The following is an 18,634-nucleotide window of genomic DNA, read 5'->3' as shown; positions in this document are numbered from 1 at the left end:
AATCAAACTCAGTTTCTACCTCATATTTTTAATTTATTTCTAGATCACAATCAGATTCAAACTCAGTTTCTACTTCAGAGAGTGATTCAACTTCAGCGTCACAATCAGAATCAAACTCAGTTTCTACTTCAGAAAGTGACTCAACTTCATCATCACAATCCGAGTCAAACTCAGTTTCTACTTCAGAAAGTGAATCAACATCGACATCACAATCAGACTCAAACTCAGTTTCTACTTCAGAAAGTGAATCAACGTCAACATCACAATCCGAGTCAAACTCAATTTCGACTTCAGAAAGTGAATCAACGTCAGCGTCACAATTAGAATCGAACTCAGTTTCTACTTCAGAGAGTGAGTCAACGTCAACATCACAATCCGAATCAAACTCAGTTTCTACTTCAGAAAGTGAATCAATTTCAGAATCACAATCCGAGTCAAATTCAGTTTCTACCTCAGAGAGTGAATCAACATCAGCTTCACAATCCGAATCAAACTCAGTTTCAACTTCAGAGAGTGAATCGACGTCAGCTTCACAATCCGAGTCAAACTCAGTTTCAACTTCAGAAAGTGAATCAATTTCAGAATCACAATCAGTGTCTAACTCAGAGTCAGTATCAACAAGTGCGTCTGTCTCAGAATCACAGTCTGTATCAAACTCAGAATCAGCGTCAGAGAGTGCATCAGTTTCTGAATCACAGTCTGTTTCAAACTCAGAGTCAGCTTCAGAGAGTGCATCAGTTTCTGAATCACAGTCTGTTTCAAACTCAGAGTCAGCGTCAGTAAGTGAATCAATTTCTGAATCACAGTCTGTTTCAAACTCAGAGTCAGCCTCAGAAAGTGCGTCAGTAAGTGGATCACAATCAGTGTCAAACTCAGAATCAGCGTCAGAGAGTGCGTCAGTTTCTGAATCACAGTCTGTTTCAAACTCAGAATCAGCGTCAGAGAGTGCATCAGTTTCTGAATCACAATCAGTATCAAACTCAGAATCAGCCTCAGAAAGTGCGTCAGTAAGTGAATCACAATCAGTGTCTAACTCAGAATCAGCGTCAGAGAGTGCATCAGTTTCGGCTTCTGAATCAGAATCATTAAGTACATCAAGCTCTTTGAGTGCTTCTGTATTTGAAAGTCAGTCTCAAGCCTTCAGTGCTTCAATTTCTGCAATCATTTCAACTGTTGAGTCTATTTCGAACTCTGCTTCAAGCTTCATTTCAACAAGTGAATCGATTTCAACATCTAACTCAGCATCATTGAGTGAGTCAGTGTCATTGAGTGCATCTGTTTCAGGCTCACAATCAGTATCTAATTCTGAAAGTACATCTGTAAGTGCATCAGTTTCAGAATCACAATCAGTTTCAAATTCTGAGTCTGCATCAACAAGTGCCTCTATCTCAGAATCACAGTCTGTTTCCAACTCACTTTCAGCGTCAGCCTCAGCGAGTGTCTCTGCATCAGAATCAGCGAGCACATCAGTTTCTGTATCAGAGTCAGCGTCAGCAAGCACATCAGTTTCTGTATCAGAGTCAGAATCATCAAGCGTATCTGCATCAGTCTCTGCGTCAGCCTCAGCAAGCACATCTGCATCTGAGTCAGCTTCAGCATCTGCATCAGAATCAGCAAGTGCATCTGAGTCAGCATCTGCATCAGAATCAGCAAGCACATCAGCTTCAGTCTCTGCATCAGAATCAGCAAGTGCATCTGAGTCAGCATCTGCATCAGAATCAGCAAGCACATCAGCTTCAGTATCTGCATCAGAATCAGCAAGCGCATCAGTTTCTGTATCAGAGTCAGAATCAGCAAGCGCATCTGAGTCAGCATCAGCATCAGAATCAGCAAGCACATCCGCTTCAGTCTCAGCATCAGAATCAGCAAGTGCATCTGAGTCAGTATCTGCATCAGAATCAGCAAGTGCCTCAGCTTCAGCATCTGCATCAGCCTCAGAAAGTGCATCTGAGTCAGCATCAGCATCAGAATCAGCAAGCACATCCGCTTCAGCATCAGCATCAGAATCAGCAAGCGCGTCAGAGTCAGCATCAACATCTGCGTCAGCCTCAGCAAGCACATCCGTTTCAGTATCTGAGTCAGTCTCAGCGAGCGCATCAGACTCAGCAAGTGCATCAGCTTCAGCATCTGCATCAGAATCAGCAAGCGCATCTGAGTCAGCATCAACATCAGCATCAGAATCAGCAAGCACATCCGCTTCAGTATCTACATCAGAATCAGTAAGCACATCAGTTTCTGTATCTGAGTCAGCTTCAGCATCAGCATCAGAATCAGCAAGCGCGTCAGAGTCAGCATCAACATCTGCGTCAGAATCAGCAAGCACATCCGTTTCAGTATCTGAGTCAGTCTCAGCGAGCGCATCAGACTCAGCAAGTGCATCCGCTTCAGAGTCAGTATGCACATCTGCATCAGTCTCTGCGTCAGTCTCAGCAAGCGCATCCGCTTCAATCTCAGCGTCAGAATCAGTAAGCGCATCTGAATCTGCTTCAGTGTCAGCGTCAGCGAGCGCATCCGCTTCAGCATCTGCATCAGAATCAGCAAGCACATCAGCTTCAGTCTCTGCATCAGACTCAGCAAGTGCATCTGAGTCAGCTTCAGCATCTGCCTCAGAATCAGCAAGCGCATCAGTTTCTGCATCTGAGTCAGCGTCAGCGAGCGCATCAGTTTCTGTATCAGCGTCAGAATCATCAAGCGTATCTGCTTCAGCATCTGCGTCAGAATCAACAAGCACATCAGTTTCTGTATCTGCGTCAGAATCAGTAAGCGTATCTGAATCTGCTTCAGTGTCTGCCTCAGCGAGCGCCTCTGAATCAGCAAGTACATCAGTTTCTGTATCAGAGTCAGCTTCTACATCAGCATTCTTGAGTGCCTCTGAAAGCACAAGTGCTTCAACATCATTGAGTACTTCAGCAAGTCTTTCAACCTCTGCCTCAACAAGTGCTTCAGTGTCTGTCTCATTGAGTGCCTCAGAATCAACTTCTGAAGTGAAAGATCCTAAGTACAAACGTGGTAGCCAAGCGCTTCCTAAGACTGGTGAGGAAAACTCATCATTGTCAATGGCATTTGGTGCTTTGGCAACTGCAACAGGCCTCGCCTTTCTTGCTAAACGTAAGAAAGATGAAGAAGAAAGTGAAGACTTCTAAGTCTTAGTAAGTTTAATCATTATCTTTTAGCAAGATAATCAAATATCCCCTATCGATTAGAGTGATTTCCTAATTGGTAGGGGATTTTTTTAGTCTGATATTCTAAAAATACAAATAGTTTTAATAAGTCTTAGGGTTACCATTATTATCGTATTTTTAGAGATATGAAAGAAAGGATTAATCGCTAGAAAGCAATCTCGAAATGAGATTTTTTGCTTAATTTTATGATAAAATTTAAAGGAGTGTTTTAATCAAAAATAAATGGAGTTTATATGTTTTTTAGAAGGAATGAAGGTCAATATCGTGAAACCGATCGTGTGACACGCTTTAAATTGGTTAAGTCAGGGAAGCACTGGCTTCGTGCGGCGACGTCGAATTTTGGTCTTTTCAAGGTGCTTAGAGGGGGTGTGGATACACCGTCTGTTGCTGCCCATCAGGTAGAGGTGGATGCACCTGTTTTTTCAGGTCAGACACTGCTTAAGGGAGCGCTTGCAACGGGGGCCTTGTTAGGTGGTTCTGTTGTGACTCAAGTAGCTCATGCGGATGAAATGACTGATCAGCCGATTTTGGAAAGTGAAGCAGGAGCTAAGACTGATCTCTTGGCTGCATCTGATTCCGTTGTTCTTGGAAATATGGAGTCTGTGTCCAGTGTCCAAGAGAGTCAAGTAAATAGTCAAGAGTCATCAGAAACTACGTCAAGTCAGACTTCGGAGGCTTCTTTGAGTGAGTCTTTATCACGCAGCCAGTCGGTGTCTGCTTCTGAATTAGCTTCAAGATCGACATCCTTGTCATTGAGTGCCTCGCTTTCTGCTTCCTTGTCAGCTTCATTAGCTTCTAAGTCGGAATCAGTAAGTCAGACGGATTCCTCTTCACATAGTCTGTCAGAGAGCGCAGCTGAAAAATCATCAGAGCATAGTACAAGTACATCTGTTCAGTCAGTTAGCAAGAGTGATAGTAGTAGCGACACTAAAGTAGGGATGTCCCTTGTCAGCTCGGAGTCAACCTTGTTAAACGCTTCCTTAACATCCGAAGTTCAAACTAATCGCCAATTGTCAGATACGGCGACTGGTCTGCTAGCTGCCTCAGTTGTGGCTGATGCTGAGCGTTTAGAGCAAGAAAAGCGACTCAAAGATTTAGCCTTAGACATTTATACCTATAAAGCTCAAGCTGTTGATTTGCCAAATACGGATGCTGCTATTCTCAAGGGAGATAAAGCATTGGATGCCATTCGTGTCAGTCTGGCTAATCGTGACAGTGATGTGGCTTCTACGATTACTCAGGCTCGTCAGGCAAGAAATAGTCTTGCCAATGCAGTGCTTCGTGCGACATCTGGTCAGCGTGATCCTCGTAATGGTTCTCGTATTGATGCTAATAGTAATCTCCGTGCACCCCAGTATAATTTAGGGCTAGCTAATAATGCCTTGATTTCTGTTTATAACTCTGACTACATCAATCAGGCTTATAATGTTGTTGAAACCATTCCTACACGAAATAGTATTAAAAGCATTGGCTACGCTTCTGGTAGTGATCGAGTGAATGGCATCAACGTGCCTCAGACCTCTGCATTGAAAAATAGTGCAGTTGCCTTTAATATTTTTGGAACTGTTGGCCAGACAGAAGTCGTAACGCCTGGGAAAATTTATAATGTTTCTTTTGTAGTGACTAATACGGCTAAGCAGTCAGTGACACGTACGCTTCGTATTCAGGTTTTGCCACAAAATGATGGCATTCGAAACCCGATTACGGCTGTGACAACGAGTACTTTTGTTAATGACACAAGTAATCTCGCTCAAGCCGAAAAAGATAAGGTTTGGGAGGCTTTTAAGACTGCCAAACCAAATATTGCCACTTCAAAGGACTTTAAATCTTATTCGGTTTCAGCATCTGGTGTGGTGACCGTTACTTATAAAGATAACACCACTAATGATGTTACTGCTCCAGTGAAGCGACTTGCAGCACCAACAGTTGAAACGAGATTATTGGACAAGGCATATACACAGACACCTGTAACGGTGACAGGTGCTGAGCCAGGTTCTACAGTCGTTCTATACAATAATGACGACGAAGTGGGAACAGCAGTTGCAGATGCTTCGGGGCAAGCGATTGTGACGCCGACAGTTAAGTTACAAACGGGTGGTGTAACAGCTAAAGCTCGCATCATGTATGATGATTATGCGGTGTATTCAGATGCCAGCAATTCCGTGGCTGTAACGGACGGAACGCGTCCTGAAGTGACGGCCAAGTTGACTGTTGATGGTGTGGAACCTGAGTCTACGCCTCTTGAAGGTGGCGGGAAAAACTATACCATCTATGCTGGCGATGATGCTGTTTTGACTTTCACGGCTACAGATGACAGTGGTAAGCTTAAAGAAATGAAAGTCGTTGCAAGAGCCGACTTGAATGACAATGCCTTGAACGGAAATTTCTTTGGTAGTAGCCAGTATGGAACAGGTAATATTGCACCGATTACGGGAGATATCACAGCAACGAGTGACAATCCTGCAAACATCACAGCGACCATTCATTTGAAAGATGATCTTTACCATTCCTTCCGAAACACATGGCAACGTAATGTTGCTGCTATTGACAATGCGTCAAATATGAATCGTCCAAATGGCTTGGGTGAGATTCGTATTACTCAGGGGCGATTAGCAGATCGTACGCCGGGTGTGGCACCGACAAGCACTATTCAGGTGACAAGTCTGACTGCCTTGACAGATTCGGATAAAAGCAAAATTATTGCGGCTGTGTCGGCCTTGAATCCAGAGGTTGCAAACCGTATTAAGTCTTATACGGTTAATAGCGATGGAACGGTAACGATTACTTATAAGGATAGTACGACGAATGTTGTGACGGTGAAATTGTCGGATAGTGATCACAGCCAGTCAGTGTCGCAAAGTGCCAGTCAGTCTAAGCAGGAATCGATTTCTCAAAGTCGAAGTGAGTCCACTAAGCAGTCTGCATCGACCAGCCTTTCATTGAGCACGGTTGCTTCAAAAAGTGTCTCAAGTTCCTTGAGTTTATCAGCACAACAGAGTGTTTCAAAATCACAAAGTCAGTCAGCCTCAGCGAGTGCTTCTTTGAGTGTTGAGAAATCAGCAAGTGTTTCAAGTTCCTTGAGTTTATCAGCACAACAGAGTGTTTCAAAATCACAAAGTCAATCAGCCTCAGCGAGTGCTTCTTTGAGTGCCGTGAAATCAGCTAGTGTTTCAAGCTCATTAAGTGAGTCCTTGAAGACAAGCGTTTCGCAAAGTGAGTCAGCTTCAACAAGCACATCTTTGAGTGCCGTGAAATCGGAGAGAGTTTCAAGTTCATTAAGTGAGTCCTTGAAGACTAGTGTCTCACAAAGTGAGTCAGCCTCAACAAGTACATCTTTGAGTGCCGTGAAATCGGAGAGCGTTTCAGGTTCTTTGAGTGAATCCTTGAAGACAAGCGTCTCACAAAGTCAATCAGCCTCAACAAGTACATCTTTGAGTGTCGTGAAATCGGAGAGCGTTTCAAGTTCTTTGAGTGAATCCTTGAAGACAAGCGTCTCACAAAGTCAATCAGCCTCAACAAGCACATCTTTGAGTGCCGTGAAATCAGCAAGTGTTTCAAGCTCATTAAGTGAGTCCTTGAAGACGAGTGTCTCACAAAGTGAGTCAGCTTCAACGAGTGCGTCTTTGAGTGTTGAGAAATCAGCAAGTGTTTCAAGTTCCTTGAGTGAGTCCTTGAAGATGAGTGTCTCACAAAGTGAGTCAGCTTCAACGAGTGCATCTTTGAGTGTTGAGAAATCAGCAAGTGTTTCAAGTTCCTTGAGTGAGTCTTTGAAGACTAGTGTCTCACAAAGTGAGTCAGCTTCAACGAGTGCGTCTGTTTCAGAGTCACAGTCTGTTTCAACTTCCGAATCAGCCTCAGCGAGTGCATCAGTGTCTGAATCGCAATCAGTCTCGACTTCCGAGTCAGCTTCAGAGAGTGAATCAGTTTCAGAATCACAATCAGTTTCAAACTCAGAGTCAACTTCAGAGAGTGAATCTGTGTCAGAATCACAGTCAGTGTCTAATTCCGAATCAGCCTCAGTAAGTGCCTCAATTTCAGCATCACAATTGGTTTCAAACTCAGAGTCATCGTCAGAAAGTGCTTCAGTAAGCGAATCACAATCAGAGTCGAATTCCGTTTCAACTTCAGAGAGTGAGTCAGTTTCGGAATCACAGTCTGTTTCAACTTCCGAGTCATCGTCAGAAAGTGAATCAATTTCAGAATCACAGTCTGTTTCAAATTCAGAATCAGCGTCAGTAAGTGAATCAGTTTCGGAATCACAGTCTGTTTCAACTTCCGAGTCATCGTCAGAAAGTGAATCAATTTCAGAATCACAATCTGCCTCAACTTCCGAGTCATCGTCAGAAAGTGAGTCAACATCAGCGTCACAATCCGAGTCGAATTCAGTTTCGACTTCAGAGAGCGAGTCAATGTCGACATCACAATCCGAGTCAAACTCAGTTTCTACCTCTGAGAGCGAATCAACATCAACATCGCAATCTGAGTCAAACTCAGTTTCGACTTCAGAGAGTGAATCAACATCAGCATCACAATCCGAGTCAAACTCAGTCTCAGTTTCAGAAAGTGCCTCAACGTCAACATCACAATCCGAGTCAAATTCAGTTTCAGCTTCAGAAAGTGCATCAGTAAGCACATCACAGCTGGAATCGAATTCAGTTTCGACTTCAGAGAGTGAGTCGACATCAGCATCACAATCCGAGTCAAACTCAGTTTCTACTTCAGAAAGTGCCTCAACTTCAACATCTCAGTCTGAGTCGAACTCAACTTCAGCCTCAGTAAGTGCGTCAACATCAACATCACAGTTGGAGTCAAATTCAGTCTCAGCTTCAGAAAGTGCCTCAACGTCGACATCACAATCAGTATCAACTTCTGAGTCATCCTATGTAAGTGCGTCAGTGTCTGAATCACAGTCTGTTTCCAACTCAGAGTCAGCTTCAGAAAGTGCTTCAGTATCTGAGTCACAATCGGTTTCAAATTCAGAGTCAGCCTCAGTAAGTGAATCAATTTCAGAATCACAATCTGTATCAAATTCTGAATCCGCTTCAGAGAGTGCTTCAGTATCTGAGTCACAATCAGTTTCAAACTCAGAGTCAGCTTCAGAAAGTGCATCAGTAAGCACATCACAGCTGGAATCAAATTCAGTTTCTACCTCAGAGAGTGAGTCAACGTCAGCGTCACAATCTGAGTCAAACTCAGTTTCGACTTCAGAGAGTGAATCAACGTCAGCTTCACAATCCGAATCGAATTCAGTTTCAGCTTCAGAAAGTGAATCAACGTCAGCGTCACAATCAGAATCAAACTCAGTTTCAACTTCAGAGAGTGAATCAATTTCAGAATCACAGTCTGTTTCTAATTCAGAGTCAGCCTCAGTAAGTGAATCAACGTCAGCGTCACAATCAGAATCAAACTCAGTTTCAACTTCAGAGAGTGAATCAACATCAATGTCACAATCCGAGTCGAATTCAGTTTCAACTTCAGAGAGTGAATCAACATCAGCTTCACAATCCGAATCGAATTCAGTTTCTACCTCAGAGAGTGAATCAACGTCAGTGTCACAATCAGAATCAAACTCAGTTTCAGCGTCATTAAGTGAATCTATCTCAGAATCACAGTTAGTGTCTAATTCCGAGTCAGCTTCAGAGAGCGAGTCGACATCAACATCACAATCAGTCTCAAACTCAGAATCAGCCTCAATAAGTGAATCAATTTCAGAGTCACAATCTGTATCAAATTCCGAATCCGCTTCAGAAAGTGAGTCAGTTTCTGAATCACAGTCTGTATCAAATTCCGAATCCGCTTCAGAGAGTGCATCTGTGTCTGAGTCGCAATCAGTATCAAACTCAGAGTCAGTATCAGAGAGTGAATCAGTAAGCGAATCGCAATCAATTTCAAACTCCGAATCCGCTTCAGAAAGTGCATCAGTAAGCGAATCACAATCAGTGTCTAATTCTGAATCAGCCTCAGAGAGTGCGTCAGTTTCTGAATCACAGTCTGTATCAAATTCAGTTTCAGCCTCAGTAAGTGTGTCTGTTTCAGAATCGCAATCTGTCTCAAATTCTGAATCCGCTTCAGAGAGTGCTTCAGTATCTGAGTCACAATCCGTTTCAAACTCCGAATCCGCTTCAGAAAGTGCATCAGTAAGCGAATCACAATCATTGTCTAATTCCGAGTCTGCATCTGCAAGTGAGTCGATTTCAGAATCACAATCATTGTCTACTTCAGAATCCGCGTCTGTAAGCGAATCAATCTCTGAGTCGCAATCAGGGTCAAACTCAACTTCAGCGTCAGTAAGTGCTTCAATTTCAGAATCACAGTCTGCTTCAACTTCAGAGTCAGCGTCAGTAAGTGAATCTATCTCAGAATCACAGTCTGTATCAAACTCTGAATCAGCGTCAGAGAGTGAATCAACATCAATGACACAATCCGAATCAAACTCAGTTTCGACTTCAGAAAGTGAATCAACATCAGCTTCACAATCCGAGTCAAACTCAGTTTCGACTTCAGAAAGTGAATCAACGTCAACATCACAGTCTGAATCAAACTCAGAGTCAGCTTCGGTAAGTGAGTCAATCTCAGAATCACAATCAGTGTCTAACTCCGAATCCGCTTCAGAAAGTGAATCAATTTCAGAATCACAGTCTGTTTCTAATTCAGAGTCAGCTTCAGTCAGAGAATCAATTAGTGAGTCACAATCCGAGTCGAACTCAGTTTCTACTTCAGAAAGTGAGTCAACATCAGCGTCACAATCTGCCTCAAATTCAGAATCAGCCTCAGTAAGTGAATCAGTATCAGAATCACAATCTGCCTCAAATTCAGAATCAGCCTCAGTAAGTGAATCAACGTCAGCTTCACAATCCGAGTCAAATTCAGTTTCTGCGTCAGAAAGTGCATCAGTAAGCACATCACAGCTGGAATCAAATTCAGTTTCGACTTCAGAGAGCGAGTCAACGTCGACATCACAATCCGAGTCAAACTCAGTTTCGCAATCAGAATCGAATTCAGTTTCAGCTAGTGAGTCAGCATCATTGAGTGAATCTCGAAGTACAAGTGCGTCAGTTTCGGCTTCTGAATCAGAATCATTGAGTACATCAAGCTCTTTGAGTGCTTCTGTATTTGAAAGCCAGTCTCAAGCCTTCAGTGCTTCAATTTCTGCAATCATTTCAACTGTTGAATCTATTTCGAACTCGGCTTCAAGCTTCATTTCAGCTAGTGAATCAATTTCAACATCTAACTCAGTATCATTGAGTGAATCGGCGTCATTGAGTGCATCTGTTTCAGGCTCACAATCAGTATCTAATTCTGAAAGTACATCTGTAAGTGCTTCAATCAGTGAATCACAATCAGTTTCGAATTCTGAGTCTGCATCAACAAGTGAATCTGAGTCAGCTTCAGCATCTGCATCAGAATCAGCAAGCATATCAGTTTCTGTATCTGCTTCAGCATCAGCAAGTACATCCGCTTCAGTCTCTGTCTCAGAATCAGTAAGCGCATCTGAATCTGCTTCAGCATCCGCTTCAGTCTCTGCGTCAGAATCAACAAGTGCATCTGAATCGGCATCTGCATCAGAATCAGCAAGTGCATCTGAGTCAGCTTCAGCCTCTGAGTCAGCGTCAGCAAGCACATCAGTTTCAGTCTCTGTCTCAGAATCAGTAAGCGCATCTGAATCAGCTTCAGCCTCTGAGTCAGCGTCAGTCAGCACATCCGTTTCAGTATCTGAGTTAGCTTCATCAAGCGCATCCGCTTCGGCATCTGCATCGGAATCAGCGAGTGCATCCGCTTCAGTCTCTGTATCAGAATCAACGAGCACATCAGTTTCTGTATCAGAGTCAGAATCATCAAGCGTATCTGCATCAGTCTCTGCGTCAGAATCAGCAAGTACATCCGCTTCAGTCTCTGTCTCAGAATCAGTAAGCGCATCTGAATCTGCTTCAGCATCTGCTTCAGCGTCAGCGAGCGCCTCAGAATCAGCAAGTGCATCAGAGTCAGCGAGCACAACAGTTTCTGTATCAGAGTCAGAATCAACAAGTGCATCTGCATCTGCGTCAGCGTCAGCGAGCGCATCCGCTTCAGTCTCTGCATCAGAATCAGCAAGTGCATCTGAGTCAGTTTCAGCATCTGCATCAGAATCATCAAGCGTATCTGCTTCAGTGTCAGCGTCAGCGAGTGCATCAGTTTCTGTATCAGAGTCAGCATCATTGAGTGAATCACAATCAGCCTCAGTAAGTGCTTCGATTTCTGCAAGTGAGTCTGTATCGTTGAGTGAATCACAAAGTGCAAGTGTGTCTGTGTCAGAATCATCAAGCGTTTCTGCATCAGTCTCTGCATATGAGTCAGCAAGCACATCAGTTTCTGTCTCAGCGTCAGTGAGCACATCCGCTTCAGTGTCTGCATCAGAATCCGTAAGCACATCCGCTTCAGTCTCAGCCTCAGTGTCAGAATCAGTCAGCGAATCAGAGTCGGCATCATTGAGCGCTTCAGTTTCAGTGTCACAATCAATCTCTAATTCCGTTTCTGCATCAACAAGTGCGTCTGTATCAGCAAGCACATCTGCTTCAGTCTCAGCGTCAGAATTAACGAGCGCATCCGCTTCAGTCTCAGCGTCAGAATCAGTAAGCGTATCTGAATCAACTTCAGCTAGCATCTCAGTCTCAGAATCAATTTCAACTTCAGAATCTATCTCTGTTTCAACTTCAATCTCTGAATCAATTTCAAACATTGTAAATCATTCAGAATCAGCTTCATCAAGCGTTTCAGTATCAGAGTCAGCTTCTACATCAGCATTCTTGAGTGCCTCTGAAAGCACAAGTACTTCAACAAGTATTTCAACATCATTGAGTGTCTCATTGAGTGAATCACAATCAGCCTCAGTAAGTACTTCGATTTCTACAAGCGAGTCTGTGTCATTGAACGAGTTGCAAAGCGCAAGCACATCTGCTTCAGTCTCTGTCTCAGAATCTGTAAGCGCATCTGAATCAGCTTCGGTGTCTGCCTCATTGAGTGCCTCAGAATCAACTTCTGAAGTGAAAAATCCTAAGCACAAACGTGGTAGCCAAGCGCTTCCTAAGACTGGTGAGGAAAACTCATCATTGTCAATGGCATTTGGTGCTTTGGCAACTGTAACAGGTCTCGCCTTTCTTGCCAAACGTAAGAAAAATGAAGAATAGGACGAAGATTATTCGTATTTCAGGATTGTAAAAGTCTTTACAATGCTCAGATAAGCACAATAAAAAACACCTTCATGTTAGATAACCATTCTAGCTAAGAGGTGTTTTTTGATTTGGAGATGTTGTGAAAGTTTCAAAATGGAACTGACCTTTTGAAATACAAATGACTACATAAAAATAAGAGACCACTTGAACATGGTCTCTTATTTGTTGTCTTGCTCATTATCTTGTTTATACATCACAGTCCCCACTATTACGAGAATAGTTAACATAATTGGTATATATCGAAAAGCCTCATTAGCCAAAAGGATTGAGACAATATAAAAACCAATACTTGTGCTTAAGAAGTTTTTATTACCTTTTTTACGCCCTTTCCATACTAAGATGGTTGCTATTATGTAACAAATCAAGCTAGGTGCTTGGAAAATCATCAAAAGTATTCCCCAAGGATTTAAACAAAACATGGCAAGATAAACAATAGCTGAATAAAATGCGGCTGCAAGGAGAACAGAAGCAAGACTGTTGTCAGGAGCATTCTTCTTAATGAGGTCTGACTTAGTGACCTCTTGACCAGTCGTTACCTTATCTTGTTTCGTGTTGAAGTTTGTATTTTGTTCTGACATCTTTCTCACCTTCCCCTCTATTTGTGTCTAAATAGATTATTTCTTTTCATCTTCATTATACTCCTTTTTCCTTCGTTTCAGCAGGATAGATAAGATTTTGAGCTATTTTTTTGAGACGATTTATCGCTCTGTGATTGGTTTTTGTGGCACTATAGTGACCGAACTTGAAACTCTTAAACCTCAGTAAGAAGGGAATAGCTTAGATAGTTAGAATTTAGATTTTGTATGAGAAGATAGTCTAAAAAAGACCCTATTTTAACAGACCTAATGGTTTGGTAAGGATGGTATTTTTTGTCGCTTTTAGAGAAGTGCCTTAAGGATTTTGTGAATTTTCATTAGATTTCCTTGTAATCCCATTAAAAGAAGTACCTTATCAATAATCATTCTAAATAGCCATAGAGTGTCAGTTTTCTGTTTCTCAATGACTAAAATGACCATTTTTATATTTTTAAACACTCATTTAAAGCTAATGTCATTAAAACAACAAAAGGACTTTTCTAAAAATTATGAAAATTTATCAAATCTTATTGAAAAAAAGCTTTCAATGATTTAGAATGAAGCTATAAATGGGAAAAAGGAGTCTTTTTATTATGGACAAAAAAGTACATTATAAAATGCACAAAGTTAAGAAACAATGGGTAACCATCGCAGTTACAGGAATGTCGCTCGGTGCAGTCTCAGCGGTTTCTTTAGGAACTAACGACGGTGTCGTTCAGGCCGACGAACATACGGATGCTACTGTAGCCATCCCCGATATTACTGTTGATACGGGTACTGTATCTAACGATACAACGGCTGCTCAGGATCCAACTACAGCAGTTGCAGCGACAAATGATGTCGCAACTGACCAAGCAGCTCCAACAGCAACTTTCGATTTGACAACTGATACAACAAATACAGTTGCAGCGAATGCTGTTGATACGGCAGCGACTGTCGGTACTGATCGTGCGGCAACTACAACAGATACAACAGCAACCAATGATACAGCTGTTGATACGACAAATAACAACACTACAACTGACACAACAACAGTTACTGATCGCGCAGCGACACGTGAACGTCGTGCGACTGGTGCTCGACGTGGTCCTACAGGAGGCCGTCGTGCTACCCCAGTTAACGGCAATACAAATAATGCCAACAATACTGTCACAGTAGTAAACAACGACCTTCCAGCAACTAACAATGTCGTAACTGATGGTCCAAGTCACATCAAAACAATTGATGGTAAACAATACTACGTTGAAGATGACGGTACTATTCGTAAGAACTATGTCCTTGAACGTAACGGCGGAAGCCAATACTTTAATGCTGAAACTGGTGAATTGTCTAACCAAAAAGAATACCGCTTCGATAAGAACGGTGGAACAGGTTCATCAGCTGATAGCACAAACACAAACGTTACTGTAAATGGCGATAAGAATGCCTTTTATGGTACAACTGATAAAGATATCGAACTTGTTGATGGTTACTTTACTGCCAACACATGGTACCGTCCAAAAGAAATCTTGAAAGATGGTAAAGAGTGGACTGCCTCAACTGAAAATGACAAACGTCCATTGCTTACGGTTTGGTGGCCAAGCAAGGCTATCCAAGCGAGCTACCTCAACTACATGAAGGAGCAAGGTCTCGGTACCAATCAGACCTATACGTCATTCAGCTCACAAACTCAAATGGACCAAGCAGCGCTTGAAGTTCAAAAACGTATTGAAGAACGTATTGCGCGTGAAGGTAACACTGACTGGTTGCGTACAACTATCAAAAATTTCGTGAAGACCCAACCAGGTTGGAATTCAACTTCTGAAAATCTTGATAACAGCGATCACTTGCAAGGTGGTGCCCTTCTCTATAACAACGATAGTCGTACAAGCCATGCTAATTCTGATTATCGTCTCTTGAACCGCACACCAACTAGCCAAACAGGTAAACACAATCCTAAGTATACTAAGGATACAAGTAACGGTGGTTTCGAGTTCTTGTTGGCTAATGATATCGACAACTCAAACCCAGCGGTTCAAGCTGAGCAGTTGAACTGGCTCCACTACATCATGAACATCGGTACTATTACTGGTGGTTCTGAAGATGAAAACTTCGATGGTGTTCGTGTCGATGCCGTGGATAATGTCAATGCTGACCTTCTTCAAATTGCTTCAGATTACTTCAAAGCTAAGTATGGTTCTGACCAAAGCCAAGATCAAGCCATTAAACACATGTCTATCTTGGAAGCGTGGTCTCACAATGACCCATACTACAATGAAGACACTAAAGGTGCCCAATTGCCAATGGATGACCCTATGCACTTAGCATTGGTATATTCACTCTTGCGTCCAATTGGTAACCGCTCAGGAGTTGAACCACTTATTTCAAATAGTATCAATGACCGTTCTGAAAGTGGTAAAAACTCTAAACGCATGGCTAACTACGCCTTTGTTCGTGCTCACGATTCAGAGGTACAATCAATCATTGGTCAAATCATCAAAAATGAAATCAACCCTCAATCAACAGGGAATACCTTCACGCTTGATGAAATGAAGAAAGCCTTTGAAATCTACAACAGAGACATGCGTAGTGCTAACAAGCAATACACACAATATAATATTCCATCAGCATACGCCTTGATGCTTACGCATAAGGACACTGTGCCACGTGTTTACTATGGTGACATGTACACAGATGATGGTCAATATATGGCCCAAAAATCACCATATTATGATGCTATTGAAACCCTCTTGAAAGGCCGTATCCGCTATGCAGCCGGTGGTCAAGATATGAAGGTTAACTACATCGGTTATGGTAATACTAATGGTTGGGATGCTGCAGGTGTCTTGACATCTGTACGTTATGGTACAGGGGCTAATAGTGCTTCTGATACTGGTACAGCAGAAACACGTAACCAAGGTATGGCAGTTATCGTTTCAAACCAACCTGCCCTTCGTTTGACAAGCAACTTGACAATTAACATGGGTGCGGCTCACCGTAACCAAGCTTATCGTCCATTGCTTTTGACAACAAACGATGGTGTGGCTACTTACTTGAATGATAGCGATGCTAACGGCATTGTCAAATACACTGATGGTAACGGTAATTTGACATTTAATGCAAACGAAATCCGTGGTATCCGTAACCCTCAAGTTGATGGTTACCTTGCAGTTTGGGTACCAGTAGGTGCTTCTGAAAGTCAAGACGTGCGTGTAGCACCAAGTAAAGAAAAGAACAGCAGTGGTTTGGTTTATGAATCAAATGCTGCCCTTGATTCACAAGTTATCTACGAAGGTTTCTCTAACTTCCAAGACTTCGTCCAAGATTCATCACAATACACTAATAAGAAGATTGCTGAAAATGCAAACCTCTTCAAATCATGGGGTATCACATCATTTGAATTTGCACCACAGTACGTTTCAAGTGATGATGGTAGCTTCCTTGACTCAGTCATCCAAAATGGTTATGCTTTTACAGACCGTTATGATATTGCTATGAGTAAGGACAATAAGTACGGTTCATTGGCTGACTTGAAAGCAGCTCTTAAATCACTCCACGCTGTAGGTATCTCAGCGATTGCTGACTGGGTTCCAGACCAAATCTATAACCTTCCAGGTGATGAAGTGGTTACAGCAACTCGTGTTAATAACTATGGTGAAACTAAAGATGGAGCAATCATCAATCATAGCCTCTACGCTGCTAAGACACGTACTTTTGGTAACGACTACCAAGGTAAATATGGTGGTGCCTTCCTTGATGAATTGAAACGTCTTTACCCACAAATCTTTGATCGTGTTCAAATCTCTACTGGTAAACGTATGACTACTGACGAGAAGATCACACAGTGGTCTGCGAAGTACATGAATGGTACTAACATTCTTGACCGTGGTTCAGAGTACGTGCTTAAGAATGGTCTAAGTGGTTACTACGGTACAAATGGTGGTAAAGTTAGCCTTCCAAAAGTAGTCGGAAGCAACCAATCTACTAACAACGACAACCAAAACGGTGATGGTAGTGGTAAGTTTGAGAAGAGCTGGGGCAGTGTTTACTATCGTTATAACGATGGCAAACGTGCTAAGAATGCCTTTATCAAAGATAACGACGGAAATGTTTACTACTTTGATAACTCAGGTCGCATGGCAATCGGTGAAAAGACTATCGATGGTAAACAATACTTCTTCCTCGCTAATGGGGTGCAATTGCGTGATGGTTACCGTCAAAACCGTAGAGGTCAAGTATTCTACTACGACCAAAACGGTGTCTTGAATGCAAACGGTAAACAAGATCCAAAACCAGATAACAACAATAACAATACATCAGGCCGCAACCAATTCGTACAAATTGGTAATAACGTTTGGGCATACTACGATGGTAATGGTAAACGTGTGACAGGTCACCAAAACATCAATGGTCAAGAACTCTTCTTCGATAACAATGGTGTCCAAGTTAAAGGGCGTACTGTTAATGAGAATGGTACTATCCGTTACTATGATGCTAACTCAGGTGAATTGGCTCGCAACCGATTCGCAGAAATCGAACCAGGTGTTTGGGCTTACTTCAATAATGATGGTGCAGCCGTAAAAGGTTCACAAAATATCAATGGTCAAAACCTCTACTTTGATCAAAATGGTCGTCAAGTGAAAGGTGCTTTGGCTAATGTTGATGGCAACCTTCGTTACTATGATGTAAATTCAGGTGAGCTTTACCGTAATCAATTCCATGAAATCGATGGTAGCTGGTATTACTTCGATGGTAATGGTAATGCTGTCAAAGGCATGGTTACTATCAATGGTCAAAACCTCCTCTTTGATAACAATGGTAAGCAAATCAAAGGTCATTTGGTTCGTGTGAACGGCGTTGTTCGTTACTATGATCCAAATTCAGGTGAGATGGCTGTTAACCGTTGGGTTGAAGTGAGTCCAGGATGGTGGGTTTACTTTGACGCTCAAGGCCGAGGACAAATCTAATCGTTTCCAAACTGTATGAACCGAGACAGTAGTCTCGGTTTTTATGGCATGTTCGGATTTCGTTAAGGATTTAATGATGGCTGAACAAGTGATTTTAAAACCATCTTGAGTTAGTCATGATAGTCTGATAGTAATCATTACATCTGTAGTTCCATGAAAAAGTAATCATGCTAAAAAAGCTATTAGTTATTTATAACTTAATACGAGAAACTTGAGAAACTGGGGAATTTCATTAAATGGTTCCAATCTATTGACGAAGCGTAAAAGTCAATCTATACTAAAAGTAATGCTAGTTATTCATTGGCATTCCATAGTCGAGGACTAGGCACAGACCTTCTCTGTGCCATTCTCTTAGGTTGTTCCCTTACAACTGAGGTAAGGTTCTAGTCTTTCAAAGATGAGAAGTAGTTGTGATAGTTTATAGTCTATTTCTTATGAGAGTGTCTTTAGGGAGAGAAAGCTCCATTAAAGACTCATCATTTAAGTTATCGGGGTAATCTCATTTTGATGTCACTTTCATAAACTACTTGATAGATATTGCACATTAAAGCACTATTTTTTCACTTAGGGGTTAAAATGATTAAAGTTCTTACACCTTACTTGTAAAAATTCGATTCTCGTATTATAGTATATATAAGAGATATCAAAAATTTTAATCTTTGATAAGAACTTGTTAGCTTCTCCGAGGGAAAATGAAATCTTAATAGAAAAGATTTCCATGA

The 18,634-nt window shown here is 42.0% G+C and carries 3 protein-coding genes and 1 pseudogene; 3 read left to right on the top strand and 1 reads right to left on the bottom strand.

Annotation, left to right across the window (positions count from 1 at the left end; translation table 11 throughout):
* Positions 1–74 precede the first annotated feature (74 nt).
* Together H7U02_RS09830 and H7U02_RS11720 are read left to right on the top strand one after the other, a co-directional pair.
* Positions 75–3,143: pseudogene (locus H7U02_RS09830) on the top strand (LPXTG cell wall anchor domain-containing protein); the annotation flags it as partial.
* 272 nt (positions 3,144–3,415) lie between these two features.
* Complete coding sequence (locus tag H7U02_RS11720) at positions 3,416–12,346, top strand: accessory Sec-dependent serine-rich glycoprotein adhesin (protein WP_201043281.1); 8,931 nt, start codon at positions 3,416–3,418, stop codon at positions 12,344–12,346.
* 203 nt (positions 12,347–12,549) lie between these two features.
* Here the strand turns inward: H7U02_RS11720 and H7U02_RS09820 are convergent, their stop codons facing one another.
* A complete protein-coding gene (locus H7U02_RS09820; RefSeq protein WP_110981530.1) occupies positions 12,550–12,969 on the bottom strand; it encodes a hypothetical protein in 420 nt (139 codons plus the stop codon).
* Between the two features lie 590 nt (positions 12,970–13,559).
* Here H7U02_RS09820 and H7U02_RS09815 point away from each other — a divergent pair.
* Positions 13,560–17,912: a glycoside hydrolase family 70 protein gene (locus H7U02_RS09815; protein WP_110981529.1), complete on the top strand. Its 4,353-nt coding sequence runs from the start codon at positions 13,560–13,562 to the stop codon at positions 17,910–17,912.
* The last annotated feature ends 722 nt before the right edge of the window (positions 17,913–18,634 follow it).

This window comes from Streptococcus sp. 3.1 (genome assembly GCF_016648915.1).
Taxonomy (GTDB): Bacteria; Bacillota; Bacilli; order Lactobacillales; family Streptococcaceae; genus Streptococcus; species Streptococcus salivarius_E.
Note: the sequence above shows the minus strand (reverse complement) of the source record. Positions and strands in the feature narration are given on the sequence as shown.